This is a genomic window from Kitasatospora sp. MBT66 (assembly GCF_000710405.2).
Classification (GTDB): domain Bacteria; phylum Actinomycetota; class Actinomycetes; order Streptomycetales; family Streptomycetaceae; genus Kitasatospora; species Kitasatospora purpeofusca.
Genome location: NZ_JAIY01000003.1, coordinates 523,067 through 549,668, shown reverse-complemented (window position 1 = coordinate 549,668; position 26,602 = coordinate 523,067). Strand labels below are relative to the sequence as shown.

Annotated in this window: 22 protein-coding genes; 12 read left to right on the top strand and 10 right to left on the bottom strand. The window is 74.1% G+C overall.

The genetic code is table 11. The features are described from left to right. The 7 genes from BI06_RS04395 to BI06_RS04365 form a co-directional block, all read right to left on the bottom strand. Positions 1-864: glycosyltransferase family 2 protein (locus tag BI06_RS04395; RefSeq protein WP_082558252.1), on the bottom strand; the 864-nt coding region annotated here is incomplete at its 3' end. Further along, positions 861-2,381, bottom strand: coding sequence for a lipopolysaccharide biosynthesis protein (locus tag BI06_RS04390; RefSeq protein WP_149030254.1), 1,521 nt, complete (start codon positions 2,379-2,381; stop codon positions 861-863). The genes BI06_RS04390 and BI06_RS04395, both read right to left, overlap by 4 nt. 80 nt (positions 2,382-2,461) lie before the next feature. Next, a complete protein-coding gene (locus BI06_RS04385) occupies positions 2,462-3,805 on the bottom strand; it encodes a glycosyltransferase family 2 protein (RefSeq protein ID WP_082558251.1) in 1,344 nt (447 codons plus the stop codon). After that, a complete protein-coding gene (locus BI06_RS04380) occupies positions 3,802-5,127 on the bottom strand; it encodes a glycosyltransferase family 2 protein (protein WP_051740217.1) in 1,326 nt (441 codons plus the stop codon). The genes BI06_RS04385 and BI06_RS04380 overlap by 4 nt, the downstream gene beginning before the upstream one ends. Continuing rightward, positions 5,124-6,050 carry a glycosyltransferase family 2 protein gene (locus tag BI06_RS04375; protein WP_233290000.1) on the bottom strand — a complete coding sequence of 309 codons (927 nt, stop codon included), beginning with the start codon at positions 6,048-6,050 and terminating at the stop codon, positions 5,124-5,126. Before BI06_RS04375 ends, BI06_RS04380 begins: the two co-directional genes overlap by 4 nt. Positions 6,051-6,445: 395 nt before the next feature. Next, positions 6,446-8,590, bottom strand: a complete 2,145-nt coding sequence (locus tag BI06_RS04370) for a bifunctional diguanylate cyclase/phosphodiesterase (protein ID WP_051740216.1) — start codon at positions 8,588-8,590, stop codon at positions 6,446-6,448. After that, positions 8,587-9,393 carry an SAM-dependent methyltransferase gene (locus BI06_RS04365; RefSeq protein ID WP_030392121.1) on the bottom strand — a complete coding sequence of 269 codons (807 nt, stop codon included), beginning with the start codon at positions 9,391-9,393 and terminating at the stop codon, positions 8,587-8,589. The genes BI06_RS04370 and BI06_RS04365 overlap by 4 nt, the downstream gene beginning before the upstream one ends. 220 nt (positions 9,394-9,613) lie before the next feature. On the opposite strand from BI06_RS04365, the gene BI06_RS04360 reads away from it, so the two are divergent. The 8 genes from BI06_RS04360 to BI06_RS04325 all read left to right on the top strand — a co-directional run bounded on the left by BI06_RS04360 (position 9,614) and on the right by BI06_RS04325 (position 19,694). After that, the gene (locus BI06_RS04360) at positions 9,614-11,398 is read left to right on the top strand and encodes a glycoside hydrolase family 15 protein (RefSeq protein WP_043466018.1); all 1,785 of its coding nucleotides are present in this window, start codon (positions 9,614-9,616) and stop codon (positions 11,396-11,398) included. Positions 11,399-11,464: 66 nt separating this feature from the next. Then, the gene (locus BI06_RS04355) at positions 11,465-11,944 is read left to right on the top strand and encodes an SRPBCC family protein (protein WP_030392119.1); all 480 of its coding nucleotides are present in this window, start codon (positions 11,465-11,467) and stop codon (positions 11,942-11,944) included. 254 nt (positions 11,945-12,198) lie between these two features. Beyond that, complete coding sequence (egtA, locus tag BI06_RS04350) at positions 12,199-13,497, top strand: ergothioneine biosynthesis glutamate--cysteine ligase EgtA (protein ID WP_051740215.1); 1,299 nt, start codon at positions 12,199-12,201, stop codon at positions 13,495-13,497. Continuing rightward, the gene (gene egtB / locus BI06_RS04345; protein ID WP_051740214.1) at positions 13,494-14,915 is read left to right on the top strand and encodes an ergothioneine biosynthesis protein EgtB; all 1,422 of its coding nucleotides are present in this window, start codon (positions 13,494-13,496) and stop codon (positions 14,913-14,915) included. Before egtA ends, egtB begins: the two co-directional genes overlap by 4 nt. Next, a complete protein-coding gene (egtC, locus tag BI06_RS04340) occupies positions 14,915-15,652 on the top strand; it encodes an ergothioneine biosynthesis protein EgtC (RefSeq protein ID WP_030392116.1) in 738 nt (245 codons plus the stop codon). The genes egtB and egtC overlap by 1 nt, the downstream gene beginning before the upstream one ends. Positions 15,653-15,735: 83 nt before the next feature. After that, positions 15,736-16,707: an L-histidine N(alpha)-methyltransferase gene (egtD, locus tag BI06_RS04335; RefSeq protein ID WP_030392115.1), complete on the top strand. Its 972-nt coding sequence runs from the start codon at positions 15,736-15,738 to the stop codon at positions 16,705-16,707. A 139-nt stretch (positions 16,708-16,846) separates the two neighbouring features. After that, entirely contained in the window at positions 16,847-18,292 is a 1,446-nt protein-coding gene (locus tag BI06_RS04330) for a sugar porter family MFS transporter (protein WP_082558250.1), read from the top strand. A 115-nt stretch (positions 18,293-18,407) separates the two neighbouring features. After that, on the top strand, positions 18,408-19,694 hold the full coding sequence (locus tag BI06_RS04325) for a nitric oxide synthase oxygenase (RefSeq protein WP_233289999.1): 1,287 nt from the start codon (positions 18,408-18,410) through the stop codon (positions 19,692-19,694). On the opposite strand, the gene BI06_RS04320 is transcribed toward BI06_RS04325, so the two are convergent. Then, positions 19,637-20,398 carry a TetR/AcrR family transcriptional regulator gene (locus tag BI06_RS04320; protein ID WP_078879680.1) on the bottom strand — a complete coding sequence of 254 codons (762 nt, stop codon included), beginning with the start codon at positions 20,396-20,398 and terminating at the stop codon, positions 19,637-19,639. The two genes, BI06_RS04325 and BI06_RS04320, sit on opposite strands and share 58 nt — an antisense overlap. Positions 20,399-20,604: 206 nt before the next feature. On the opposite strand from BI06_RS04320, the gene BI06_RS04315 reads away from it, so the two are divergent. From BI06_RS04315 to BI06_RS04300, 4 genes are all read left to right on the top strand, one after another. Then, positions 20,605-21,756, top strand: a complete 1,152-nt coding sequence (locus tag BI06_RS04315; RefSeq protein WP_030392111.1) for an acyl-CoA dehydrogenase family protein — start codon at positions 20,605-20,607, stop codon at positions 21,754-21,756. A gap of 60 nt (positions 21,757-21,816) precedes the next feature. Further along, positions 21,817-23,004 (top strand): acetyl-CoA C-acyltransferase, encoded by a 1,188-nt coding sequence (locus BI06_RS04310; RefSeq protein WP_043465173.1) that lies wholly within the window; start codon positions 21,817-21,819, stop codon positions 23,002-23,004. Positions 23,005-23,057: 53 nt separating this feature from the next. After that, entirely contained in the window at positions 23,058-23,816 is a 759-nt protein-coding gene (locus BI06_RS04305) for a beta-ketoacyl-ACP reductase (RefSeq protein ID WP_030392109.1), read from the top strand. Between the two features lie 202 nt (positions 23,817-24,018). After that, a complete protein-coding gene (locus BI06_RS04300; RefSeq protein ID WP_043465171.1) occupies positions 24,019-25,392 on the top strand; it encodes a S8 family serine peptidase in 1,374 nt (457 codons plus the stop codon). 51 nt (positions 25,393-25,443) lie between these two features. Here BI06_RS04300 and BI06_RS04295 read toward each other — a convergent pair whose 3' ends face one another. Next, entirely contained in the window at positions 25,444-25,629 is a 186-nt protein-coding gene (locus tag BI06_RS04295; protein ID WP_043465168.1) for a DUF397 domain-containing protein, read from the bottom strand. Then, positions 25,626-26,507, bottom strand: a complete 882-nt coding sequence (locus BI06_RS04290) for a helix-turn-helix transcriptional regulator (protein WP_043465165.1) — start codon at positions 26,505-26,507, stop codon at positions 25,626-25,628. The genes BI06_RS04295 and BI06_RS04290 overlap by 4 nt, the downstream gene beginning before the upstream one ends. Positions 26,508-26,602 lie beyond the last annotated feature (95 nt).

The following is a 26,602-nucleotide window of genomic DNA, read 5'->3' as shown; positions in this document are numbered from 1 at the left end:
CCGCAGGCTGCGCAGCAGCGCGGCGGGCACGGTGCGCCGCAGGTAGGCCCGCTCGCTGGCCAGGCCGGCGGCGGCGCCGTCGTACCGGACGACGGCCGCCTTGGAGCAGCCCTCCGCCCAGCAGCGGGCGGCGAAGTAGCGGAAGGTGGTGCGGGCCGCCGGCACCCGGTGGCGGACGGCGGCGGCCGGCTCGTAGCGCAGGACGGCGCCGGGGTGCTGGGCGGCCAGCCGGATGCAGAGGTCGGTCTCCTCGCAGCCGAGCGGGCGTCGCCCGACCCGGCCGAGGTCGGTGCGGAAGCCGCCGGCGGCCAGCACCTCGGCCCGCCGGAAGGACATGTTGGCGCCGATGAGGTTGCGGACCGGGGCCGGCCGGACCGGCAGGCCCCGGTAGGAGCAGCCGACCACCCAGTCGAACTCGGACGGGAACCAGTCGGGGCGGCCGGTCCGCCACCACGGCCGGACGAGGCCGCCGACGCCGAGCACGCCCGGGTCCCGGTAGCCCGCGATCAGGTGCTCGGTCCAGTCGGGGTCGGCGGCGGCGTCGTCGTCGAGGAAGGCGACCAGGGTGCCCCGGGCCTCGGCCAGGGCGGTGTTGCGGGCGCCGGACAGGCCGCGCCGCTGCCGGTTGGGGAGGATCCGCAGGCCGGTCAGGTGCTCCTGGGCGAGGCGGAGGAGTTCGGGGCAGTGGTCGACGACCAGCAGCAGTTCCTCGGGCGGGCGGCGCTGGGCGTGCACCGAGGCGACGGCGGCGCTCAGGTCGTCCCAGCGCTCGACGGTGTAGGCGCAGATCACCACCGTGAGGTCCGGTGCGGGGCGGTCGGGGGCGCGGGTCCCCTGCCGCGGGTGGATCCGGTCCGGGGTCATGCCGGTTCGCCTCCTTCCGTCAGTTCCGTGTCCGTCGGCTTCGTGTTCGTCGGTCCCGGGTCCGTCCGGCCCGTGGTCGTCCGGCCCGTGCCTGTCCGTTCCGTGTTCGTCCGGTCCGCCGTGCGCAGCCAGCCGCGCAGCACCAGCAGCAGGCCCGCCGCCAGCACGTACTCGGCGATCAGCCAGGCGAGGCCGACGCCGGTCAGTCCGTAGCGGGGCAGCAGGACGGCGACCAGCGTGATGACCATCGCGCTGGAGGCGACCCTGACCCCGATCATCCAGGGCAGCGCCCGGCGGACCCGGGCCATCTGGATGACCACGTTGATCACCGCGACCGGCAGGGCGCACAGCGCCATCAGCCGCAGCACCGTCGTCCCGTGCTCGGCGTAGGCGGGGCCGAAGACGCCGAGGATCAGGCGTGCGCCGGCCACGATGACCAGCACGGCCCCGGCCAGCAGCAGCCCGGTGTGGCGCAGCATCCGCCGGGCGTACTCGGCGAGCCGCTGCGGATCGCGGGCGCCCTCGACCACCAGCGAGTGGCCCATGCTGAACGTCGCGACGAACAGGGTCTCGGCGATGACGAAGGCCAGCGAGTAGTAGGCACTGCCCTCCGGTCCGAGCTGTGCCAGCACCATCAGCGGAACGACGCTGTAGCTGGCGAAGCTGAAGAGGTTCCCGAGGTAGTCCGCGCCGGCCCAGCGCAGCACCCGCTGCGGGGGTTCGGCGTCGGCGGGCCCGGCCGCCTGGTGGTCGGGCACCGCCCGGCGGAACAGGACGACGTTGGCCAGCCCGATCGAGATCAGCATCGCGGCCGCCCAGGCGAGCATGATGCCGCTGCTGACGGCCAGCACGGCGCAGGCGGCGAGCAGCACGGTCTTGGTGACGGCGAAGACGGCGTTCTCGCCGAGCACCCAGCCGGTCCGGCGGGTGCCGGTGAGCGCACCGTCCTGGAGGACGAAGACCGAGTAGCCGGCGGTGGCGGCGACGAACGCGACGGCGAGCACCGGTCCGCGCAGGAAGACCAGGTCGGGGGCGACCAGCGGGATCAGGAGCAGGAAGCCGACCGCGACCGCGGCGCTGAAGCCGACGCTGATCACGTAGCACCGCAGCACCAGGCTGCGGGTGTGCCGCCCGGCGGCGGGCACGAAGCGGACCAGGGCGTCCCCCAGGTTGAGGCTGCCGAGGGTGGACAGGAACATCGCGGCCGACAGCGCGGCGTAGCTGCGGCCGACGGTCTCGACCGCGTAGTAGCGGGTGGCGAGCAGCCAGAAGAATCCGCCGAGCCCGGCCGCGACGATCGAACTCGCGGCCAGTACGTGCCCGTTGCGCATCAGGGCGTCGGAGCGCGGCCGCCCGTCCGCGGGCCGTCCGTCCGTCGCCCGTCCGTCGGTCTGCCGTCCAGCGGTCGGGTGGAGGGCGGCGCGGGCCCGGGCCGGGAGGGCGCCGCCGGGGAGGGCCGCGCGGACGGCGCGGATCCGGGCCCGCAGCAGGGCGCGGAAGCTGCAGTCGCAGGGCATCGCGACCGGGCACGGACAGGTCCCGGCCATCGGCCGGGGGGGGCGCGGCCGGGGGCGGGGGTGCTCCAGGAGGGAGGCCATCACGGCCTCGGCGCGGAGTCGGCCCGGCGCTGCCGCCGGACACTGCGCAGGTAGCAGAGCGGCCCGTAGAGCAGGCCGAGCAGTTCGAGCCGCCCGAGGTGCGCCATCAGCGGGTCGCGGCGGCCGTCGGCGGGAGTGCCCCGGCGCAGGGTCTGCCGGACGCCGCGCGGCACCCGGGCGAGCAGGGCGGCCAGCAGTTCCGGCCGGTGGCGGACCGCGGCGGTCAGGTAGGCGCCGAAGCCGACGCCGAAGCCGAAGACCTGGGTGCTCAGCGCCTCCATCGACCGGCGGTGCGGGTGCCAGACCAGCGCGTCCGGCCGGTAGACGACGGTGTGCCCGGCGATCAGGACCTGGAGGAAGGCGAGCAGGTCCTCGCCGCCGCGGGCGGGGGTGCCGGTGCTGGTGGCCGGGTCGAAGCCGCCGATCGCCCGCAGCAGGTCGGTGCGGAACGCCATGTTGGCACCGGTGCCCAGCCGCCCGGTGGCGAAGGGGAAGAGCGGGTCCTCGGACGGGTCGAGCAGCGACCAGCTGCGGGTGGTGAAGCCCTTGGCGTAGCCGCAGTACCGTTCCAGCGCGAGCTGGGCGCGGGTGTCGAGTTCGGCGGGCAGCACCAGGCCGGTGACGCAGCCCGCCCGCGGGTCGGCGCGGAAGCCGTCGACCAGCGCGGCGGCCCAGTCAGGGTCGATCAGCAGGTCGTCGTCGGCGAAGGCGCAGATCTCGCCGCGGGCGACCGCGAGGCCGCGGTTGCGGGCCCGGGCCAGGCCGGGCACCGGCTCGTACAGGTAGCGGACCCGGTCGGGGTAGCGCTGCCGGCAGAGCGTCTCGGTGGCCCGGTCGGAGGGGGCGTTGTCGACCACGACCACCTCGGTGTTCCGGTAGGTGCCGGCCAGGACGGCGTCCAGGGAGCGCGGCAGCAGGTCGGTCCGGTCGTGGGTGCAGACGACGACCGTCAGCGGCGGGCCGTCGGCCGGGGTGCGTACCGGCGGTCCGGGGCGGTCGTCCGGGTCGAGGTCACGGGTGACCGCGTCGACCAGCGCGCGGTAGGGCCCGGCCGCCGTGCCGGGCGCGCCGTCGGGGGACGGCTCCCCGGTGGCCAGGCCGAGCGGGCGGCCGTGGTCGCGGACCAGGGCCAGCACCCGGCCCTCCGGGGTGAAGACCCCGCCGCGGCCGGGGCGGCGCAGGACGTCGGGGTGCTCCAGGTCGAGTTCGGCGATCGCGACCGGCACGGACGGCAGCTCGGTCCGCGCGGCCGCGGAGCCGGGGGCGGCGGGAGTGCTCGGGGTGGTCGTGGTGGTCCGGGCGGCGGGGCCGGTGGGGCCGGTCGGGGTGGTCGGGGCGGTCATGAGGATCGGCCTCCGGTGCTGGTGCGGCGCTGCTGCCGGACGGTGCGCAGGTAGCAGAACGGTCCGCGGGCCAGGCCGCGGCGCTCCGTCCGCCGCAGCTCCCGCAGCACCTCGTCGGTCACCCCGTAGCGGGGCCGCGCCGCGGGCCGGTGGGTGCGGTGCCAGCGCCAGAGGCCGTAGGGCAGCAGCCGGAGGATCCCGGCGAGCAGACGCGGCTGGTGGGCGACCGCGGCCGTCAGGTAGGCGGTGAAGCCGACGCCGAAGCCGTCGACCTGGTGGGCGAGTTCCGCCATGGTCCGCCGGTGGCGGTGCCAGACCAGCGCGTCGGGCTGGTAGCTGACGGTGTGCCCGGCGGTCAGCACCTGGAGGAAGGCGAGCAGGTCCTCGCCGCCCCGGGAGGGGGTGCCGGTCCCGGTGGCCGGGTCGAAGCCGCCGATCGCCCGCAGCACGTCCGTGCGGAACGCCATGTTGGCGCCCATCCCGAACCGGCCGGTGGAGAAGCGGTCCAGCGGGTCCGACAGGCCGTCCCGCAGCGACCAGCTGCGGGTGGCGAAGCCCCGGACGGGCCCGTTGTACTGCTCCACGACGAACTGCGCCTCGGTGTCGAGTTCGGCGGGCAGCACCAGGCCGGTGACGCAGCCGATCCGGTCGTCGGAGGCGAAGGTGTCCGCCAGGGCGTCCACCCAGCCGGCGTCGGCGACGGTGTCGTCGTCGGTGAAGGCACAGATCTCACCCCCGGCGACCGACAGGCCGCGGTTGCGCGCCCGGGACAGCCCCGGCAGGGGCTCCTGGACGTAGCGCACCCGGTCCCCGTAGCGCTCGCGGACGAGGTCCTCGGTGGCGGTGGTGGCCGGGGCGTTGTCCACCACGATCACCTCGACGCCGGGGCGTCGGGTGGCCAGGACGGCGTCCAGGCACACCGGCAGCAGCGCCTCCCGGTCCCGGGTGCAGACGATCACGCTGACCGTGACCGGGCCCGCGGGCACCCGGACGCGCGCGACCCGACTCGGGCGCGCCGCGGGTGTCGCGGTGGACAGGGCGGGAACGGGGAGTTCCCGGTGGGCGGCGTCGACCAGCGCCCGGCGCAGCGCGGCGGTTCCGCCGGCTGTTCCGGTGGCCGTGACCAGGCCGAGCGGGTGCCCGTGCAGCCGGACCAACGCCAACACGCGGCCGTCCGGGTCGTCGGCCCCGGACCCGCCGGGCGAGCGCAGCCCGCTCGGCTCGTCCAGGTCCAGGTCGACGACCCGGACGGGGGTGTAGAGCGAGTCGCGGGCGGCGGGACGCGGGCAGGCTGCATCGGTGCGCCGGTCGGAGCCCTTCATCGTTGCTCCTCCGCGGTGGCGGCCGCCGAGGGCCGGGCGCCGGGACGCTCGGTGATCAGGGTCCTCAGCACCCGGCGGCCGTCGGCGACGGCGTGAAGGTTGGAGCGACCGCTGCGGCGGGGGAGTTCCAGGCTCGGCACCTCGGCGATCCGCAGTCCCGAGCGCAGCGCGTGGGCGATCATCTCGGCCTCGATCTCGAAGCCGGTGGACCGCAGGTCGAGCGCGTCCAGGAAGGAGCGGCGGAAGGCGCAGTAGCCGTAGCACAGGTCGGTGAGGCGCGCGTCGTACAGCCGGTTGGCGACGGTGAGCAGGGCGCGGTTGCCCAGCGAGCGGACCCTGGTGAGGTCCAGTGAGCCGCCGCCGCCGATGCAGCGCGAGCCTTTGACGAAGTCGTAGCCGTGGTCGAGGAAGTGCAGGAAGTGCGGGATCTCGCCGGGCCACATGGAGCCGTCGGCGTCGATCATGACGATGTACTCGCCGGTGGCGGCGGCGAAGCCGGTGCGCAGGGCGTTGCCCTTGCCGGGTCCCCGCTGGGCGACGCTGCGGACGGTGGGCAGGCAGTGCCGGGCCATCGGGACGGTGGCGTCGCTGGAGGAGCCGTCCACCAGGATGACCTCGTCGACGCAGCGCGGGATCTGCTCGAAGACCCAGGGGATGTTGCGGGCCTCGTTGCGGGCGGGGACCACCAGGCTGACGGTGTGCCGGGTGACGACGACGTCCCCGGCCCGGCGCATCGGCCGGGGGCGGGCGGGGTCGGGCCCGGTGTCGCGGTCGGTGGCCCGGCGCAGCGGGTGACCGTCGGGGTTGCGGGCGCCGTCATGACCGTCGGGGCCGTCGTGACCGTCGGGGCCGTCGTGACCGTCGGGGCCGTCGTGACCGTGCTGGCTGTCGGGTCGGGCGCTCGGGGGCGCGGTGGTGCTCATCGAAAGCCGGCCTCTCGGCGAAGAGGTGGTGGGCGGGGCGCCGGACGGACCGTTGGACGGCGGGAACGGCGCGGCCCCTGGCTGTGACGGGCGGCGCCCGGCGCGGAGGCGCGGCGCGGCCCGGTGGGACGGGGCGGGCCCGGTGCGAGACGGATGCGCAGGGCTCGGACCCCGGAGAAAGCCCCGAGGGGGCTGGTCGACGGACCGTGGGACGTCGGGCGACCGCCGGGAGCCGGGCGGCCGAAGGGGGTGCGCACCGCTGGTCCCGGGCGCCTGGGAAAGCGCCGGTCCGTCGTACTGGCGGGGATCCCGCACCGAGGGTGCGGGTACTGCCAGGACCTCATCGTGCGCTCGGTCGCCTCACCGCGTCAAGGGTGATTTGTCCGTTTTTTGCACTAACCTCCGTGCGTCACCGCTCGCCCCCGGACCGCGACCGGGCGGCCCTGCGGCTCCTCGGCGATCCGCCGGGCGATCTCGGCCGGCCGCACCGGCCGCCCGAAGTGCCAACCCTGCGCCCAGTCGCAGCCGATGACGCGCAGTCGCTCGGCGTCCCGGCGGGTCTCCACGCCCTCGGCGGTGACGGTCAGCCCGAGGGCGTGCGCCATCGACACCAGACCGCTGACGATCCGCCAGCCGGTCTCCTCGTCCTTGGCCGGGTCGTGCAGGTCTCCGACGAAGGACCCGGCGATCTTCAGCCCCGAGACCGGCAGGTCGCGCAGGTAGGCGAGGTTGGACCAGCCGGTGCCGAAGTCGTCGACGGCGAGCGAGACGCCCTGCTCGACCAGGCCGTGCAGGGTGCGCAGCGCCTCGTCCTCCGGACCGACCACGGTGGACTCGGTGATCTCCAGCTGGAGCCGGGCCGGGTCCAGGCCGGTGCTGTCGAGGATCCGGTTGAGGTCGCCGACCAGGGCGGCGCTGCGGGCCTGGCGGACCGCCAGATTGACGTTGAGCTGCGGCGCGGCGTCGCCGAACCGCCTGATCCAGTCGGCGGCCTGACCGCAGGCCTGCTCCAGCACCCAGCGGCCGAGCGGCATGATCAGCCCGGTCTCCTCGGCGGTGGTCACGAACTCGTCCGGGCCGAGCACCCCGAGCTGCGGGTGGCGCCAGCGCACCAGCGCCTCGACGGCGGCGAGCCGGCCGTCGGCCAGCGCGTACAGCGGCTGGTAGTCGATGAAGAACTCGCCCCGGTCCAGCGCGGCGGGCATCCGCACCGACACCGCGTAGCGGGAGACGGCGCGGGCGTTCTCCTTGGGGTCGAACAGCGTCCAGCGGCCCCGGCCGGCCTCCTTGGCCCGGTAGAGCGTCAGGTCGGCGGCCCGGACGGCGGCGCCGGGGGTGGTGGTGGAGACCCGGCGCTCCAGCACGCCGACGCTGGCGCCGACGGCGAGCTTGTGGTCACCGATCAGCACCGGCCCGGCCAGCGCCTTGAGCACGGTCTTCGCGGCGGCGACGGCCTCCTGCTCGCCGCGGCTGTTCTCCAGCAGGACGACGAACTCGTCGCCGCCGAGCCGGGCCACCAGGTGGCCGAGCGGGTTGAGGGCGGCCTTCAGCCGGGCCGCGACGGCGGACAGCAGCTGGTCGCCGGTGTCGTGGCCGAGGCTGTCGTTGACCACCTTGAAGCCGTCGAGGTCGACGTAGCAGAGCCCGAACCGGGCGCCCGGGTCCGGGTCCTCGAAGAGCTTCTCCAGCCGTTCGAAGAACGCGGCCCGGTTGGGCAGCCCGGTGAGCGGGTCGTGGGTGGCCTGGTGGCGCAGCCGCTCCTGGAGCCGGTAGCGGTCGGTGACGTCCTCCAGCATCGCGACCTGGTACTGCGGGGAGCCGTCGTCGTCGCGGATCAGCGAGACCGTCAGGTGGGTCCAGACCACCTCGCCGTCCTGCCGGTAGTACGGCTTGTCGAACTGGAAGTACTCGCGCTTGCCGCTGACCAGTTCCTCGTAGACGTCCCAGACGCCGTCGGCGTCCTCGGGGTGGACGAGGTCGCCGACCCGGCGGCCGATCATGTCCTCCGGGCCGGCCCCGAACAGCTCCTGGAGGGCCTTGTTGACGGCCAGGATGTTGCCGTCGGTGTCGCCGATGCCGATGCCGATCGCGGCGCTCTCGAACAGCGCCCGGAAGCGCGCCTCGGACGCCCGCAGTGCCTTCTCGGCCTCCTTGCGGGCGATGTCGGCGGCGGTGCGGATGGCCTCCTGCTCGCGCAGGGTGCGCTCGCGCAGGGCGGCCGCCCAGCCGGCCGCGAACGCGCCGCACAGCGCCGGCCCCCGGCCGTCCGCGGCCGGCTGCCGCTGGAGCAGCTCCACCGCGCGGGCCAGCACGATGGGGTCGGTGAACTGCGCCTCGACGAGCTGCGCGCCGGCCTCGGCGGCCAGGTGCGGCTCGAAGGGTTCGTCCAGCTGGGCGCGGCGGAGCAGCCCGGCGGTCCCGGACACCAGCCGGTCGAGCAGGCCGGGGTGGACCGCCGTGCCGTGGTCACCGGAGAGCAGCCGCGCCCAGTCCTCGTGGAACCGTTCGGCGCCGCTGCTCGGTTCCGGTGCTCGGGTCACGGGCGGAACCCCACACCCGCCACCCCGGTCATCCGCTCCGGGTGCTCGCCGACGGCCTCCGGCTGGTCCGGGTGCCACTGCGGCAGGTAGACGACGCCGGGCTCGACGATGTCGAAGCCGGCGAACATCCCGGTGATCTGCTCGACGGTGCGCATCGTCAGCGGCGTGGGCGTCATCCGGTAGAGCCGCTGGTGGTCCTCGGCCTGGTCGGGGCGGCCCTCCAGGGAGGCGTGCGAGAGCACCAGGGCGCTGCCCGGCGGGAGGGCGTCGCGGATGACCGCGATCAGCTTCCACGGGTCGTCCGCGTCCTGGACGAAGTGCATGACGGCGACCAGCAGGACGGCCACCGGCTCGCCGGCCGCGAGCAGCGCGGTCACCTCGGGGCGGGACATCAGGTCGTCGACGTCCCGGACGTCGGCCTGGACGACGAGGCTGCCCGGGTCGTCCTCCAGCAGCAGCCGGCTGTGGGCGACGGCGACCGGGTCGCGGTCGATGTAGACGACCTGGGACTCCGGCCGGACGGCGCGGGCGATCTCGTGCACGGCGCCGAAGGTGGGGATGCCGGAGCCGATGTCCAGGAAGCGGCTGATGCCGCGTTCGGCGGTGAACTGGACGGCGCGGCGCAGGAAGGCCCGGTTGGAGCGCATGATCTGCGGCAGTTCCGGCCAGAGGGCGATCGCCTTGCGGGCCATCTCCCGGTCCACCTCGAAGTTGTGCGAGCCTCCGAGGTAGTAGTCGTAGACCCGGGCGGCGTTCGGTTTGTCCAGGTCCGTGCCCTCCGGTACCCAGTTCGGTCGCCGCATCCTCGGGACTCCTTCGTTCCGGTTCCGATGAATCAGTCGCCTGCTGTGGTGGCTGAGACTGATGAGACTACAAGCACACAAGATCCTCCCCTGCACGTCGAACGGGTGCAAGCGGAGTGACACCGTGCTTTTCACCACCCCGGGCAGGAGTCCCGACCGGCACCCGACCGGCACCCGGACGGACCTGCGGGCGGTCGCGGGAGCGCCGAGAATGGACCCGATGGCCGGACGAATCGAGGACTACGCCCTGATCGGCGACCTGCAGACCGCCGCCCTGGTCGGCCGGGACGGCGCCGTCGACTGGCTCTGCCTGCCCCGGTTCGACTCCCCCAGCTGCTTCGCCGCCCTGCTCGGCGAACAGCGGCACGGCGCCTGGCGGCTCTCCCCCGCCGGCGCCGACGAGTGCACCGCCCGCCGCTACCGGCCGGACAGCCTCGTCCTCGACACCGAGTGGCACACCCCCGAGGGCCGGGTCCGGATCACCGACTTCATGCCGCAGCGCGGCACCGACGGACGGCGCCCGCCGCGGCTGGTCCGGATCGTCGAGGGGCTGGAGGGCGCCGTCCCGGTCCGCGGCGAACTGCGGCTGCGGTTCAACTACGGGCGGATCGACCCGTGGGTGCGCCGCACCGAGCACCACCGGGTCGCCGTCGCCGGCCCCGACTCCGCCTGGCTGCGCGTCCCGCCCGGGGTGCACACCTACGGCGCCGACGGCACCACCGTCTCCGAGGTCACCGTCACCCCGGGCCTGCGCGTCCCGTTCCTCCTCACCTGGCAGCCCTCCCACCTGCGCGCCGCCCCGAGCACCGACCCGGACGCCGAGCTGCTCACCACCGTCGACACCTGGCGGCGCTGGGCGGCCGGCTGCCGCTACGACGGCGAGTGGCGGGACGCCGTGCTCCGCTCGCTGATCACCCTCAAGGCGCTCGCCTACGCGCCCACCGGCGGCATCGTCGCCGCCCCCACCGCCTCACTGCCCGAGCACATCGGCGGCCCGCGCAACTGGGACTACCGCTTCTGCTGGCTGCGCGACTCCTCGATGACGCTCTCCGCGCTGCTGCGCGGCGGCTTCCGCGAGGAGGCCGCCGCCTGGCGCCAGTGGCTGCTGCGCGCCATCGCCGGCGACCCCCGGGACCTCCAGGCCCTCTACGGGGTGGCCGGCGAGCGCGTCCTCACCGAGACCGTCGCCGACTGGCTGCCCGGCTACCTCGGCTCGCGCCCGGTCCGCTTCGGCAACGCCGCCGCCGGCCAGCTCCAGCTCGACGTCCACGGCGAGGTCGTCGACACCCTGCACCTGGCGCTGCTGGCCGGCATCCCGATGGAGCGGCACGTCTGGACCCTGCTGCGCGCGCTGATGGACCACCTCGAACAGCACTGGCGCGAACCGGACGAGGGCCTGTGGGAGGTGCGCGGCGTACGGCGGCACTTCGTCCACTCCAAGGTGATGTGCTGGGTCGCCGCCGACCGGGCGGTGCGGCTCGCCGAGGCCACCGGACTGCCCGCGCCGCTCGACCGCTGGCGGGCCATGCGGGACGCCGTGCACGCCGACGTCTGCGCCCACGGCTACGACCGGCGCCGGGGCGTGTTCGTCCAGCACTACGGCGGGCACGGACTGGACGCGGCCACGCTGTTCGTGGTCAAGAGCGGCTTCCTGCCGCCCGGCGACCCGCGGGTGGTGCGCACCGTCGACGCCGTGCGGGACGGCCTCGACCACGGCGGGCTGGTCCGCCGCTACCGTCCGGCCCCCGGCACCGACGGACTGCCCGGCGGCGAGGGCGCGTTCCTCGCCTGCTCGTTCTGGCTCGCCGACGCGCTCGCCGCGACCGGGCGGCGCGGCAAGGCGCGCGAGCTGTTCGCCCGGTTGGTCGGCCTGGCCAACGACCTGGGGCTGCTCTCCGAGCAGTGGGACCCGCGCGCCCGGCGCCAACTCGGCAACACCCCGCAGGCGTTCAGTCACGTGGCGCTGGTGAACACCGCCTTCGCGCTGGCCGAACCCGGAGGGTAGCCGCGCCGGTGCGGCCGCGGGCAGGTGCCCTGCCGGAGCGGGCCCGGCCCGGACTACAGTGCCCTCGTGGACCCCAACCACTACCGCTTCCGCGGCGTCTGGCGGCTGGCCGCCCCGCCGACGGCGGTCTTCGCGGCGCTCGCCGACGTCCCCGGCTATCCGCGCTGGTGGCCGGAGATCCTCTCGGTCCGGGAGACCGGGCCGGACCGGGGCGAGGTGCTGGTCCGGGCGCTGCTCCCCTACCGGCTGGTGATCGGGCTGACCGCCGTCCGCCAGGACCGCGCCGCCGGGGTGCTGGAGGCGGCCATGGACGGCGACCTCACCGGCTGGTCCCGCTGGACGGTCGCGGCGGACGGCGCGGGCGGCAGCCTGGTCCTGTTCGAGGAGGACACCCGCCCGGCCAAGCCGCTGCTGCGCCTGCTGGCGCTGCCCGCCCGGCCGCTGTTCCGGGCCAACCACGCGGTGATGATGCGGCGCGGCCGACGCGGGCTGGCGGCCCACCTCGGCGCCCGTCCGGCCGGAGGCCCGGGCCGCCCCACGGGCTGAGGCGGCCGGGGCACAGGCTGGGGCGCAGGCTGGGCCGAGCGCGTCGAAATGGCCCGATTCACCCGTTCGCACCACCCCTGACCTGCGAGGACAGTCCTTCACCAGATGTTTGCGCGGCGCCCCCGCATGGTCCGTAGCAGACTGGGCAGGGTAGTCCGGGCCGCACCCGTGCCCCGAGGATGGTGAGTCCGGTGATACCCCTCCGACCGTCCGCTCCGCCCGACCGGCAGAGCGTCGCGCCTCCCGCAGCTTCGGTGACCCCGCTCACCGAGTCCGCGGCGCGCAACCACATGACCGGCGTCTGCTTCAAGATCGGCCCGCCCCGGCTGGTCGGCGTGGAGCTGGAGTGGTTCGTCCACGACGACCGATGTCCCGACGAACCCGTCCCTCCGGAACGACTGCACGCCGCACTGGACGCACTGCCGCTCGGCGGCCCCGACGGGACTTCGCTCCCCTCCGGTGCCCGCCTCACCCTCGAACCCGGCGGTCAGGTAGAGCTCAGCTCCCCACCCGCCGACAGCCTCACCGGCTGCGTCGCCGACACCCGGCGTGACCTCGCCGCCCTGCGGAACGCCTTCGCCGCCCAGGGCCTGCGCCTCACCGGCACCGGCACCGACCCGCTGGCCCGCCCCCGCCGCAGGGTGCTGGACCACCCGCGCTACGTCGCGATGGAGCACCACTTCGACGCGGCCGGGCCCTGGGGCCGGATCATGATGACCGGCACCGCCTCGCTCCAGGTCTGCCTGGACGCCGGGGCGGAGAGCGGCCCGCAGGCACTGGACCGCCGCTGGCGCCTCGCCCACCGGCTCGGCCCGGTGCTGGTCGCCGCCTTCGCCAACTCGCCGCTGCTGGACGGCCGCCCCACCGGGCACCGGTCCACCCGGCAGACCGTCTGGTCCCGGATGGACCCCTCCCGCACGCTGGCCCCCGCGCCCGACCACGGCGACCCGCGCGAGGCCTGGACCAGGTACGTGCTGGACGCCCAGGTGCTCTGCGTGCGCCGCCGCGACGGCCTGCCGTGGACCGCGCCCGCCGGACTGACCTTCCTGGACTGGCTGCGCGGCGGCGGCGAACGGCCGCCCACCCTGGCCGACCTCGACTACCACCGCACCACGCTGTTCCCGCCGGTCCGCCCGCGCGGCCACCTGGAACTGCGGATGATCGACGCCCAGCCCGGGGACGGCTGGATCGTCCCCGCCGCGCTGGTCACCGCGCTGCTGGACGACCCGGTCGCCGCGGACACCGCGCTCGCCGCCCTGGAACCGCTGGAGCCGCCGCCCGGCACCGACGGTCCGCGCGCACCGCGCAGCGACGCCTGGCGCCGGGCCGCCGCCCTGGCGACGGCCGACCCCGAGCTGCGCCGCGCCACCCTCACCTGCTTCGCCGCCGCGGACGCCGCGCTGGGCCGACTGCCCGGCGCCGAGCAGTTGCGCGCCACCGTCGCAGCCTTCGCCGAGCGCTATCCCGCGCGCGGCCGCTGCCCGGCCGACGACCAGCTGGACGCCCTGCGCTCCGGCACCCGACGCACTCCCCCGGAGGAGGCCACGCCATGATCGACGACGCCCGCGCCGACCGCAGCGCCCGGGAGGGCCGCCCTCCTGCCTCCCTGAAGCCGCAATCGCCGGAGGCCCTGTCGCCCGAGGCCCTGCGGGAGACCATCGCCGCCGAGCTGCTGGCCGCCCGCGCCCGCACCGCCGCGCTCACCGACTGCGTCGAGGACCACGACCTCACCGCCCAGCACTCCCCGCTGATGTCGCCGCTGGTCTGGGACCTCGCCCACATCGGCAACCAGGAGGAGCTCTGGCTGCTGCGCAACATCGGCGGCCGCGATCCGATGCACCCCGAGATCGACCCGCTCTACGACGCCTTCGAGCACCCCCGCTCCGAGCGCCCCACCCTGCCGCTGCTGCCGCCCGGGGAGGCCCGCGCCTACGCCGGCGAGGTGCGCGGCCGGGTGCTCGACCTGCTCGCCGCCAGCCCGCTGGAGGGGGCGCCGCTGCTCGACGCCGGGTTCGCCTTCGGCATGATCGCGCAGCACGAACAGCAGCACGACGAAACGATGCTGATCACCCATCAGCTGCGCAGGGGCGAACCCGCGCTGGCCGCCCCGGCACCCCCGCCCGCCCCCGCCGACGCCGCCGCGCTGCCCGCCGAGGTGCTCGTCCCGGCCGGCCCGTTCACCATGGGCACCGACACCGAGCCCTGGGCACTGGACAACGAACGCCCGGCCCACCGGGTCGACCTGCCCGCCTACCGGCTGGACACCACCCCCGTCACCAACGGCGCCTACCTGCGGTTCGTCGAGGACGGCGGCTACGACGAGCCGCACTGGTGGACCGCGGAGGGCTGGGCGCACCGGCGCAGCGCCGACCTCACCGCGCCGCTGTTCTGGCGCCGCGAGGACGGCCAGTGGCTGCGCCGCCGGTTCGGCGTACTGGAGCCCGTCCCGCTCGACGAGCCGGTGCTGCACGTCAGCTGGTACGAGGCGGACGCCTACGCCCGGTGGGCCGGACGGCGGCTGCCGACCGAGGCGGAGTGGGAGAAGGCCGCCCGGCACGACCCGGCCACCGGCCGCTCGCGCCGCTACCCGTGGGGCGACGGCGCCCCCGGCCCCGAGCACGCCAACCTGGGCCAGCGGCACCTGCGCCCGGCCCCGGCCGGCAGCTACCCGGACGGCCAGTCACCCTACGGGGCACGGCAGTTGATGGGCGACGTGTGGGAGTGGACGGCCAGCGACTTCCGGCCGTACCCCGGCTTCCGGGCCTGGCCGTACCGGGAGTACTCGGAGGTGTTCTTCGGGCCCGAGTACAAGGTGCTGCGCGGCGGCTGCTTCGCGGTGGCACCGGTCGCCTGCCGGGGCACCTTCCGCAACTGGGACTACCCGGTCCGGAGGCAGATCTTCGCCGGGTTCCGCACCGCCGCCGACGTCACGGACGGGCCCGGCCCCGCCCCCGCCCGGGAGGCCGGCTGATGTGCCGCCACCTCGCCTACGTCGGCGAGCCGGTGTCGCCCCGGGCGCTGCTGGTGGAGCCGCCGTTCGGCCTCCACCGGCAGTCCTGGGCCCCGCGCCTCCAGCAGTACGGCACGGTCAACGTGGACGGCTTCGGCCTCGGCTGGTACGCGGACGGCGACGAGGTGCCCGCCCGCTACCGGCGGGCCGGGCCGATCTGGGCGGACACCTCCTTCGGCGACCTCGCCCGGGTCCTGCGCACCCGGGCGCTGCTGGCGGCGGTCCGCTCGGCCACCGAGGGCTGCGCGGCCGGCGAGGAGGCGGCCGCGCCGTTCGCCGCCGGGCGCTGGCTGTTCAGCCACAACGGGGCGCTGGCCGGCTGGCCGGAGCGGACCGGCGCGCTGGCCGCGCTGCTGCCGCCCGCCGAACTGCTCGGCCTGGTGGCCCGCACCGACTCGGCCCTGCTGTGGGCGCTCGCCCTGCACCGGCTGCGCGCGGGCGCCGCACTCGGCGACGCGCTGGCCGGCACGGTCGCGGACGCGGCCGCGCACACCACCGGCCGGATGAACCTGCTGCTCACCGACGGCCGGGAGATCGCCGCCACCGCCTGGGGCGACACCCTGCACCACCGGACCCTGCCGGGCCTCGGGGTGCTGGTGGCCTCGGAGCCCTCCGACGACCACCCCGACTGGACCACCGTGCCGGACCGGTCGCTGCTGCTGGCCGGACCGGACGGCGTGACCGTCAAGCCGCTCTGAGCGCCGGGAGCGTCCTCCGCACTCGGAGCGCCGCACTCCCGGCCGCCAATATCTTCACTTCCTGAACAGAGGATCCGCCTGTCATGAGCACCTTTGATCTCACCCGACTGCTGCCCGCCGACCACTTCAGCACGGCGCTGCGGCACGACGTCCAGTCCGGCCTCACCGCCGAGCCCAAGACGCTGCCGCCCAAGTGGTTCTACGACGCGCGGGGCAGCGAGCTGTTCGAGGAGATCACCCGGCTGCCCGAGTACTACCCGACCCGCGCCGAGCGGGCCATCCTCACCGCCCGGGCCGGCGAGATCGCCGCCGCCACCGGGGCCCGCACCCTGGTCGAGCTCGGCTCCGGCTCCTCCGAGAAGACCCGGCTGCTCCTGGACGCGCTGCGCGACCTGGGCACGCTGGGGACGTACGTGCCGGTGGACGTCAGCGAGAGTGCGCTGACCGCGGCCGGGGAGGCCCTCGCCGACGAGTACCCGGGCCTCGCGGTGCACGGCGTCCTGGCCGACTTCACCGCCCGGCTCGACCTGCCGCCGGCCGGCGGCCCCCGCCTGGTCGCCTTCCTCGGCGGCACCCTCGGCAACCTGCTGCCGCCCGAGCGGGCCGCCTTCCTGCGCGGGCTGCGCGAGGCGCTCGACCCCGGCGACTTCCTGCTGCTCGGCACCGACCTGGTCAAGGACCCGGCGGTACTGGTCGCCGCCTACGACGACGCGGCCGGGGTGACCGCGGAGTTCAACCGCAACGTGCTCAACGTGCTGAACCGCGAGCTGTCCGCCGACTTCGAGCCGGACTCGTTCGAGCACGTGGCGCTCTGGGACCCGGAGCGGGAGTGGATCGAGATGCGGCTGCGCTCGCTGGTCGAGCAGACCGTGAAGATCCCGGCACTGGACCTGCCGGTGACCTTCGCGCAGGGCGAGGAGCTGCGCACCGAGGTGTCGGCGAAGTTCCGCCGGGAGCGGGTGGCCGAGGAGCTGGCGGCGGCCGGACTGCGGCTCTCGGCCTGGTGGACGGACGACCGGGGCCGGTTCGGGCTCTCGCTGGCCCACCCGGCCTGAGCGGACCCGCCTCCGATTTGATTGTTCACCTTACTAATCGGCGGAGGCAGTTGAGCGGCATCCCACGTACAACACTTGAACATTGAGGGGTTACGATCTCGGCTACCAAGCTCAGCGTTGAGTACCAGGAGTCAAGATCGTGAGCGTCACCCAGCAGTCCGTGGAGCCCTCGGGGCCCTCGGAGGCGGAGACCGGGCCGGCACCGTCCGGCCGGCTCGGCTTCGTCGTCTTCATCACCGCCGCCGCGGCCCTCGGCGGCTTCCTGTTCGGCTACGACAGCTCCGTGATCAACGGCGCGGTCTCCGGCATCCAGGAGAAGTTCGGCGTCGGCGACGGCGTGACCGGCCTGATCGTCTCCTCCGCGCTGCTGGGCTCGGCCGTCGGCGCCGCCCTGGCCGGCCGGTTCGCCGACCGCTACGGCCGGATCACCGTGATGAAGGCCGGGGCGCTGCTCTTCGCGGTCAGCGCGATCGGCTCGATGCTGCCGTTCTCCGCCTGGGACCTCGCCTGCTGGCGGGTCCTCGGCGGGGCGGCCATCGGCATCGCCTCGGTGATCGCCCCGACCTACATCGCCGAGGTGGCGCCGACCAAGTACCGGGGCCGGCTCGCCTCCTTCCAGCAGGCGGCGATCGTGCTCGGCATCGCGATCTCGCAGCTGGTCAACTGGCTGCTGGCGGACGCCGCCGGCGGCGACACCCGCGGCCACCTGCTCGGCCTGGAGGCCTGGCAGTGGATGCTCGGCATCTGCGTCGTGCCGGCCGCCGTCTACTTCGCGCTGGCCTCGACCATCCCCGAGTCGCCGCGCTTCCTGATCGCCGCCGACCGCCTCGACGAGGCCCGCGCCGTGCTCGCCGACATCGAGGGCCGGGACTCCGACACCGAGGCCCGGATCGCCGAGATCCGCGGCCTGATCGACTCCGACCACCGCCCGCGCTTCCGCGACCTGCTCGGCGGCCGGTTCGGCCTGCTGCCGATCGTCTGGGTCGGCATCGGCCTGTCGGTCTTCCAGCAGCTCGTCGGCATCAACGTGATCTTCTACTACTCGTCGATCCTCTGGCAGTCCGTCGGCATCGACCAGTCGAACTCGCTGCTGATCAGCTTCATCGGCTCGGTCATCAACATCCTCGGCACCGTGATCGCGATCCTGCTGGTCGACCGGATCGGCCGCAAGCCGCTCGCCCTGATCGGCTCGGCCGGCATGGCCGTCGCCCTGGGCGCCTGCGCCTGGGCGTTCTCCTCCGCCACCGGCAGCGGGGACGACGTCACCCTGCCCGACCTCCAGGGCACCGTGGCGCTGATCGCCGCCAACGCCTTCGTGCTGTTCTTCGCGCTCTCCTGGGGCGTGGTGGTCTGGGTGATGCTGGGCGAGATGTTCCCCAACCGGATCCGCGCCGCCGCGCTCTCGGTGGCCGCCTCCGCGCAGTGGATCGCCAACTGGGCGATCACCGTCTCGTTCCCGGCGCTCTCGCGCTGGAGCCTCTCCGCGACCTACCTGGCGTACGCAGTGTTCGCGGCGCTGTCGATCGTCTTCGTGGCGAGGTTCATGAAGGAGACCAAGGGCGTCCGGCTGGAGGACATGGGCTGACCCCGTCCCTCTGATCAGCCCCCGCACCCTAGCGCTTGGACGCCGGGGGCGGGGGCTGAATCGTTCACTCTCTGCGGTGGGCCGGGCACCTCCGGTTTCCTGTCCCGCAGGAGGGATGTCCTTGATCTTCGACCGGCTACGCACCCGCAGCATTCGCGGTGACCGCGGTGACCGCGGCGACCGGACCGACCGCGGTCCGCGCCGCGCCGCCGCCGCACCCGTCGGCGCCTGCCCCTACTCGCACGGCCACGTCCACGGCCACCTGGTACCGGAGGATCCCCCGGGCACCGCCGCCCCGGAACCGGCCGACGAGGACCACTTCACCGACCCCCGGCAGGCGGCCGAGTTCGTCCGGCAGTTCCACCGCGAGCAACCCGGCGCCGGCGACAGCGCCGCCCGGGTCCGCGCCGTGCTCGACGAGATCGACCGCACCGGCACCTACGAGCACACCCCCGCCGAACTCGCCCACGGCGCCCGGCTCGCCTGGCGCAACGCCGCCCGCTGCATCGGCCGGCTGTACTGGCGCAGCCTGGTGGTGCGCGACCTGCGCCACCTCTCATCCGCCGACGACATCGCCGCCGAGTGCTTCGACCACCTGCGCACCGCCACCAACGGCGGGCGGATCCGCCCCGTGGTCTCCGTGTTCGCCCCCGACCGCCCGGGCCGTCCGGCCGCCCGGATCGTCAACCAGCAGCTGATCCGCTACGCCGGGCACCCCGCCCCGGACGGCGGCTGGACCGGCGACCCGGCCGGCGCGCAGCTCGCCGCCCGGGCCCGCGACCTCGGCTGGAAGTGCGGCGAGGAGCCGTTCGAGGTGCTGCCGCTGCTCGTCCAGGAGCGGCCCGGCGAGCGGCCCGAATGGTACGAACTGCCGGAGGACACCACCCTGGAGGTCCGGCTCTCGCACCCCGAGCACCCGTGGTTCGCCGAGCTCGGCCTGCGCTGGTACGCGGTACCGGCGATCAGTGACATGACGCTGGAGATCGGCGGCGTCCGCTACCCGACCGCGCCGTTCAACGGGTGGTACATGGGCACCGAGATCGGCGCCCGCAACCTGGCCGACGTCGACCGCTACGCGATGCTGGCCACCGTCGCCGAACGGCTCGGCCTGGACACCTCCCACGAGCGCACGCTCTGGCGGGACCGCGCGCTGGTGGAGCTGAACGTCGCGGTGCTGCACTCCTTCCAGGAGGCCGGGGTGACCATGGCCGACCACCACACCGAGTCGGAGCGCTTCCTCAAGCACATCGCGCAGGAGAAGCGGCTCGGGCGGCCGACGCCCGCCGACTGGAGCTGGATCGTGCCGCCGGTCTCGGGCGGGCTGACGCCCGTCTACCACCGGTACTACGACCCGGTGGACCCCGAGCTGCGACCGGCGTTCGTGGCGCGCGAGCCCTGGTGAGCGGGCTGCTCAAGCCGTTGGCCGCCGGCCCGCGAGCCCTGCTGGGCGGAGGGCGAACCCTGGTGGCCGGCCTGCCCCAGCCGTTCGAAGCGCAGCACCAGCCCGTCGAGCAGCGCCTCCAGCCCGGTCTCGAACGCGCCCTCGTCCACGGCCGCCCGGTGCTCGGCCAGCCGGTGCGCCTCGCCGAGGTGGGGGTAGTCGGCCGCGTCGTACAGCCCGGCGTCCTCCGGGAAGCCGGCCGCGAAGGAGGCCAGGGCGGAGCCGGTGACGAAGTAGCGCATCAGCGCGCCGATCCTGGTCGCCTGCCCGCGCGGCCAGCCCGCCTCGACCAGGCAGCCGAAGACGGCGTCGGCCAGCCGCAGCGCGTTCGGCCGGCGCCCGGGACCCTGGGCCAGTACCGGGACGATGTTGGGGTGGGCGGCGAGCGCGGCCCGGTAGGAGCGGGCCCAGTCCCGCAGGGCCTCCGGCCAGGGCGCGCCGGTGCCGAACATCGACAGGTCGACCTCCCCGATCACCCCGTCCACGACGGCGTCCAGCAGTTCGTCCTTGGTGGCGAAGTGGTTGTAGAGGGACGGTCCGCTCACCGAGAGCTCGCCGGCCAGGCGGCGGGTGGAGAGCGCGGCCAGGCCCTCCTCGTCGACCAGGCGCAGCGCGGCGCCGACGATGCGCTCGCGGTTGAGCAGGGGGGTGCGCGGGCGGGGCATCGGCGCGGCTCCTCCGGTGGGTGTTCGCGGTCGGGCGGGTTCGTCCGGCCCGGCAGGTGTGTCCGACCCGCCCGGTACGTCCGGTCGGGTGGGTTCGGTACGGGGCGGGCCCGATTCTGACAGGTCCCCCTTCCCAGGAGGCCCCGCCCGGGGCTACAGTCCCGGTAAAACTTGCAGCGCTAGTTTAACCGGATTGGTCGCTCGCCATGGATCTGGAGCTCTCCGAGGAACAGGCCGCCGTCCGCGAGCTCGCGGCCTCCTTCACGGACCGCGAGATCGCCCCGCACGCCGCCGCCTGGGACCGCGCCGAGTCGGTCGACCGCGCGATCATCGGCCGGCTCGGCAAGCTCGGCTTCCTCGGGCTGACCCTCCCCGAGGAGTACGGCGGCAGCGGCGGCGACCACCTCGCCTACTGCCTCGTCCTGGAGGAACTCGGCCGCGGCGACTCCGCCGTGCGCGGCATCGTCTCCGTCTCGCTCGGCCTGGTCGCCAAGTCCGTCAACGCCTTCGGCACCGAGGAGCAGAAGCGGCACTGGCTGCCCCGGCTCACCTCCGGCGAGGCGCTCGGCTGCTTCGCCCTCACCGAGCCCGGCACCGGATCCGACGCCGCCAACCTCACCACCCGGGCCGTCCGCGAGAGCGACGGCCACTGGTCGCTCAGCGGCGGCAAGACCTTCATCACCAACGGCACCTGGGCCGACGTCGCCCTCGTCTTCGCCCGCACCGGCGAACCGGGCCACCGCGGCATCACCGCCTTCCTCGTCCCCACCGACCTGCCCGGCTTCACCCGCACCGAGATCCACGGCAAGCTCGGTCTGCGCGGCCAGGCCACCGCCGAACTCTCCTTCGACGGCGTCCGGGTGCCCGACGGCGCCCGGCTCGGCGAGGTCGGCAAGGGCTTCACCGTCGCCATGGCCGCCCTCGCCAAGGGCCGGATGTCCGTCGCCGCCGGCTGCGTCGGCATCGCCCGGGCCTGCCTCGAAGCCGCCGTCCGGTACGCGGGCGAGCGCGAGCAGTTCGGCGTGCCGATCGCCTCGCACCAGCTGGTGCAGCAGCTGCTCGCCGGGATCGCCGTGGACGTCGAGGCCGCCCGGCTGCTCACCTGGAAGGTCGCCGACCACATCGACCGCGGCCTGCCGTTCGCCACCGAGTCCTCCGTCGCCAAGCTCTTCGCCAGCGAGGCCGCGGTGCGGGCCGCCAACAACGCGCTCCAGGTGTTCGGCGGCTACGGCTTCATCGACGAGTACCCCGTCGGCAAGTACCTGCGCGACGCGCGGGTGATGACCCTCTACGAGGGCACCAGCCAGATCCACCAACTGCTCATCGGGCGCGCGCTCACCGGCGTCAACGCCTTCTGACCCACCCGCTCCCACCAGGGCGACCCACCCTCACCCCCTCCCAAAAGGAGATCCGCCGTCGTGCGTCCCGTCTACTTCGCCGCGGCCCGCCGCACACCCATCGGCCGGCTGCGCGGAGCGCTCGCCGCGGTCCGCCCGGACGACCTCTCGGCCACCGTGCTGCGCGCCCTGCTCGCCGACCTGCCCGCCCTCGACCCGGCCCGGATCGACGACGTCTACTGGGGCGCCGCCAACCAGGCCGGCGAGGACAACCGCAACGCGGCCCGGATGGCCGTCCTGCTCGCCGGACTGCCCGACAGCGTGCCCGGCGCCACCGTCAACCGGCTCTGCGCCTCCGGCCTGGAGGCGGTCACCATGGCCGCCCGGGCGATCGGCTCCGGCGAGGCGGACGTGGTGCTGGCCGGCGGCTGCGAGTCGATGACCCGCGCCCCCTTCGTCCTGCCCCGCCCCGACGAGGCGCTGCCGCACCGGATCGAGACCTTCGACACCCGGCTCGGCTGGCGGCTCACCAACCCGCGGATGGCCGAACTCCACGGCGTGCTCTCGATGGGCGAGACCGCCGAGGAGGTGGCCGGCCGGTACGGCATCACCCGGGAGCGGCAGGACGCCTTCGCGCTGCGCAGCCACCAGCGGGCCGCCGCCGCCCGCAAGGACGGGCACTTCGACGCCGAGCTGATCCCGGTGGAGCGGACCGACGGGGTGACCGTCGACCAGGACGAGTCGATCCGCGAGGACACCAGCCTGGAGAAGCTCGCCCGGCTCAAGCCCGCCTTCCGCCCCGACGGCACGGTGACGGCGGGCAACGCCTCGCCGATGAACGACGGCGCGGCCGGGCTCGTCCTGGTCAGCGAGGAGGCGCTCGGCGAGTTCGGTCTGGAGCCGCTCGGCCGGTACGTGGCCGGGGCCTCGGCGGGCGTGCACCCGGACGTGATGGGCATCGGTCCGGTGCCGGCCACCCGCAAGGTGCTCGCCCGGGCCGGCTGGACGCTGGCGGACGTCGCGGAGGCCGAGCTGAACGAGGCGTTCGCGGCGCAGGTGCTGGCCTCGGTCGATCAGCTGGGGATCGACCCCGAGCTGGTCAACCCGACCGGCGGCGCGATCGCGCTCGGCCACCCGCTCGGCGGCTCCGGCGCCCGGATCCTCACCACCCTGCTGCACCGGATGCGCCGTACCGGCGGCCGCCGCGGCCTCGCCACCATGTGCGTGGGCGTCGGCCAGGGCACGGCGGTGCTGGTCGAGTCCGCCTGACGGCCCGAACTCCTTCCGTCCTTTCCACTCTTGAGCTCCCGAGGAGCAGCACCATGACGCGTTTCGCAGGCAAGGTCGCCGTCGTCACCGGCGGCGCGCAGGGGATCGGCGCCGCGACGGCGCGCCTGCTGGCCGAGGAGGGCGCGACGGTGGCCGTCGTCGACCTCTCGGCCGAGCGGGCGGCCGGCACCGCCGAGGCGATCACCGCCAAGGGCGGCACGGCCCGGGCGTACGGCTGCGACGTGGCCGACTACGACGCCGTGGAGGCGGTGTTCGCCCGGATCGCCGAGGACCTCGGCGGTCTGCACATCCTGATCAACAACGCGGGCATCACCCGGGACAACCTGTTCTTCAAGATGCCCAAGGCCGACTGGGACGCCGTCCTGACGGTCAACCTGACCAGCGCCTACAACTGCAGCCACGTGGCGCAGAAGTACATGGTCGCGCAGAAGTGGGGCAAGATCGTCTCGCTCAGCTCGCGCTCCGCGCTGGGCAACCGGGGCCAGGCCAACTACGCCGCCGCCAAGGCCGGCATCCAGGGCCTGACCGCGACGCTGGCGATCGAGCTGGGCCCGTTCAACATCAATGTGAACGCCGTCGCCCCCGGCTACATCGCCACCCCGATGACCGCCGCAACGGCCGAGCGGGTCGGCTCCACCGCCGAGGACCACCAGGCCGAGGTGTCCGCCCGCACGCCGCTGCGGCGGGTCGGGCAGCCGGAGGAGGTCGCCTCGGTGGTCGCCTTCCTGGCGAGCGAGGAGGCCTCCTACGTCAGCGGCCAGACCCTGTACGTCAACGGCGGGGCGCGATGACACGGAAGGTCGCCTGACGGATCATCAGAAGACCGTCCCCGGTGCTGGGTTACCTTCACCTGGGACGGTCTTGACCTTTTCCCGTGGCCGGAGACGACCATGCCGACAGTATGAAATGACTATGGCATGATCATGCGGCAGTCGATGGGATGGCCCAACCGACCCGACCGATCCCGGCCGGGCCCACGTCCCAAGGAGTCCCATGGGCAGCCCCCGCACCCTCCGCCGCGCCCTGGCCCTGCTCGCCGTCGGGGCCACCGCCCTCACGGCCGGCACCGTCTCCACCGGCTCCGTCGTCGCAGGCGGCACCACGGCGGGCGCGCCCACCGCCGCCGGCGTCCACGTCCGGCCCGCCTCGGCCGGCCACGTCAACGCCCTCGGCCGGACCGCGCCGCTGTCCACCTCGGACTGCGTCAGCCAGCTCGGCATCCACTGCTACTCCCCGCTCCAGTACCGCGAGGCCTACAACCTGAACTCCCTCTACAAGGAGGGCGTCACCGGCAAGGGCCGCAACATCGTCATCGTCGACTCCTTCGGCTCGCCGACCATCCAGCACGACCTGGAGGTCTTCGACAAGCAGTGGGGCATCCCGGACACCCAGGTCGAGATCGTCAAGTGGGGCAACGTCCCGCCCTTCGACCCGACCAACCCCGACCACACCGGCTGGGCCGGCGAATCCACCCTGGACGTCGAGTACGCGCACGCCGTGGCCCCGGACGCCCACATCATCCTGGTCGAGACCGGCGTCGCCGAGACCGAGGGCGTCACCGGCCTGCCCGAGATGATGGACGCCGAGCAGGCGCTCATCCGCTCCGGCCGCGCCGACGTCATCTCGCAGAGCTTCGGCGCCACCGAGAACACCTTCCCCGGCTTCGACAAGGGCGACTTCAAGTCGCTCACCGACCTGCGCTACGCCTTCAAGGAGGCCGCCGCGCACGACGTCACGGTGCTCGCCTCCTCGGGCGACAACGGGGCCACCGACGCCAAGGAGAACGGCTCGGACCTGTACCCGTACAAGGTCAACTCCTGGCCGTCCTCGGACCCGCTGGTCACCTCCATCGGCGGCACCCAGATGACGCTGGACGACGCAGGGAAGCGCACCGCGCCGGACAAGGTCTGGCACGACGCCTACGGCGCGGGCGGCGGCGGCGTCTCCGGCGTGTTCGACCGGCCGCTCTACCAGACCGGCGTCGCCAGGGTCACCGGCAACCACCGCGGCACCCCGGACATCAGCATGAGCGCGGCCGTCGACGGCGGCGCCTGGACCTACGAGTCCTACGACCCCACCCGCGCCGGCTGGCACCTCACCGGCGGCACCAGCGAGGCCGCGCCGATCTTCTCCGGCATCGTCGCGCTGGCCGACCAGCTCGCCGGCCACCGCCTCGGCCAGCTCAACTGGCGCCTCTACGGCCTGAACCTGCTCCCGAACCAGTGGAGCGGCATCAGCGACGTGACCACCGGCGACAACAGCTGGGACACCGTCACCGGCTACCAGGCCGCCAAGGGCTACGACCTCGCCAGCGGCCTCGGCACCATCGACGCGGGCCGCTTCGTCCACGCGGTCGCGGGGCGGTAGTAGCGCGTAGTAGGTGCGGCCGTCCGCCGATCGGCGGACGGCCGCACCGTGCTATCGGATCGACTGCGCAAACTCGACGAACGAACGCCAGGCGGTCGGCGAAAAGGCGAGCTGCGGACCGGACTTGTCCTTCGAATCACGCACCAGGACCGAATCCGCCGCCTCGGCGATCTCGACGCAAGCGCCGCCCTCGCCGCCGCTGTAGCTGCTCTTGAACCACACCAGATCGCTGCTCATCGCTCTCCCAGCATCTTTTCGATCAAGGACAGGGACTCCTGCGGAGAATGCGCCTGCGCTCTGAGGGTGCCGTACCGCACATTGAGGAACCGGACGTCCTCCGCATCGGTAATGAGCCTACCGTTCCTCTGGACCTCCATATAGCCGGTCTGCGGACGCCCCTTGGGCGTGATCAGGATGAACGAACCATCCATACCGGCGTTCTCGGCCCGGTCCATCGGCATGACCTGAAGCGTCATGCCCCGGGTCTCCCCGATCTCCAGGAACCGTTCGAGCTGCCTCCGGTGCACCTCCGGACCACCGAGCCGTCGGTTCAGCACGCTCTCGTCGATCACCCAACTGAAGACCGCTCGGGGCCACCGGGCAAGAACCTCCTGCCGCGCCATCCGAGCCGCCACCCGGATCTCGACCTTCTCCTCCGTCAGCAAGGGCTGTCGCATCCGGAAGACCGCACGGGCATATTCTTCCGTCTGGAGAAGCCCTGGCGCCAAGTAGGCACTCCAATCGTGGTGTTCGAGAGCTGATGCTTCAAGGGTGGCGTAGTTCCGAAACCACTCCGGGTGCCGCACCCGCGCCTTCGCCTTCGCCTTCTCGATGTCGTCCGCGGCGGCGATCAGCAGCCCCCTGCCGTCCAACAACCGCTCCGACGCCTCCAGCAGCTCCCGCTGCGGCGTCCGCTTCCCCTGCTCCACCGAGCCGATCAGGCTCTCGGTGTAGCCGACCTCCTTGGCGAACTGCTTCTGCGTCAGGCCCGCCTGCTCACGCAGCAGCTTGATCTGCTGGCCGATCGCGTGCAGGAAGTCCGAGACCTCCGACAGGTCCTCGTCCAACTCCGGCCTCACGTCGCCGCTCTCGCCGCCACCCCGAACCTCGGCCATCTCGGCCTCCCCTGGTCTCCGGTCACACTCACGTCGCACTGTCCGCATCCGCGCGAGCACGCACCGTGCGCGTCGGATGCACCGTCAGCGTAGGC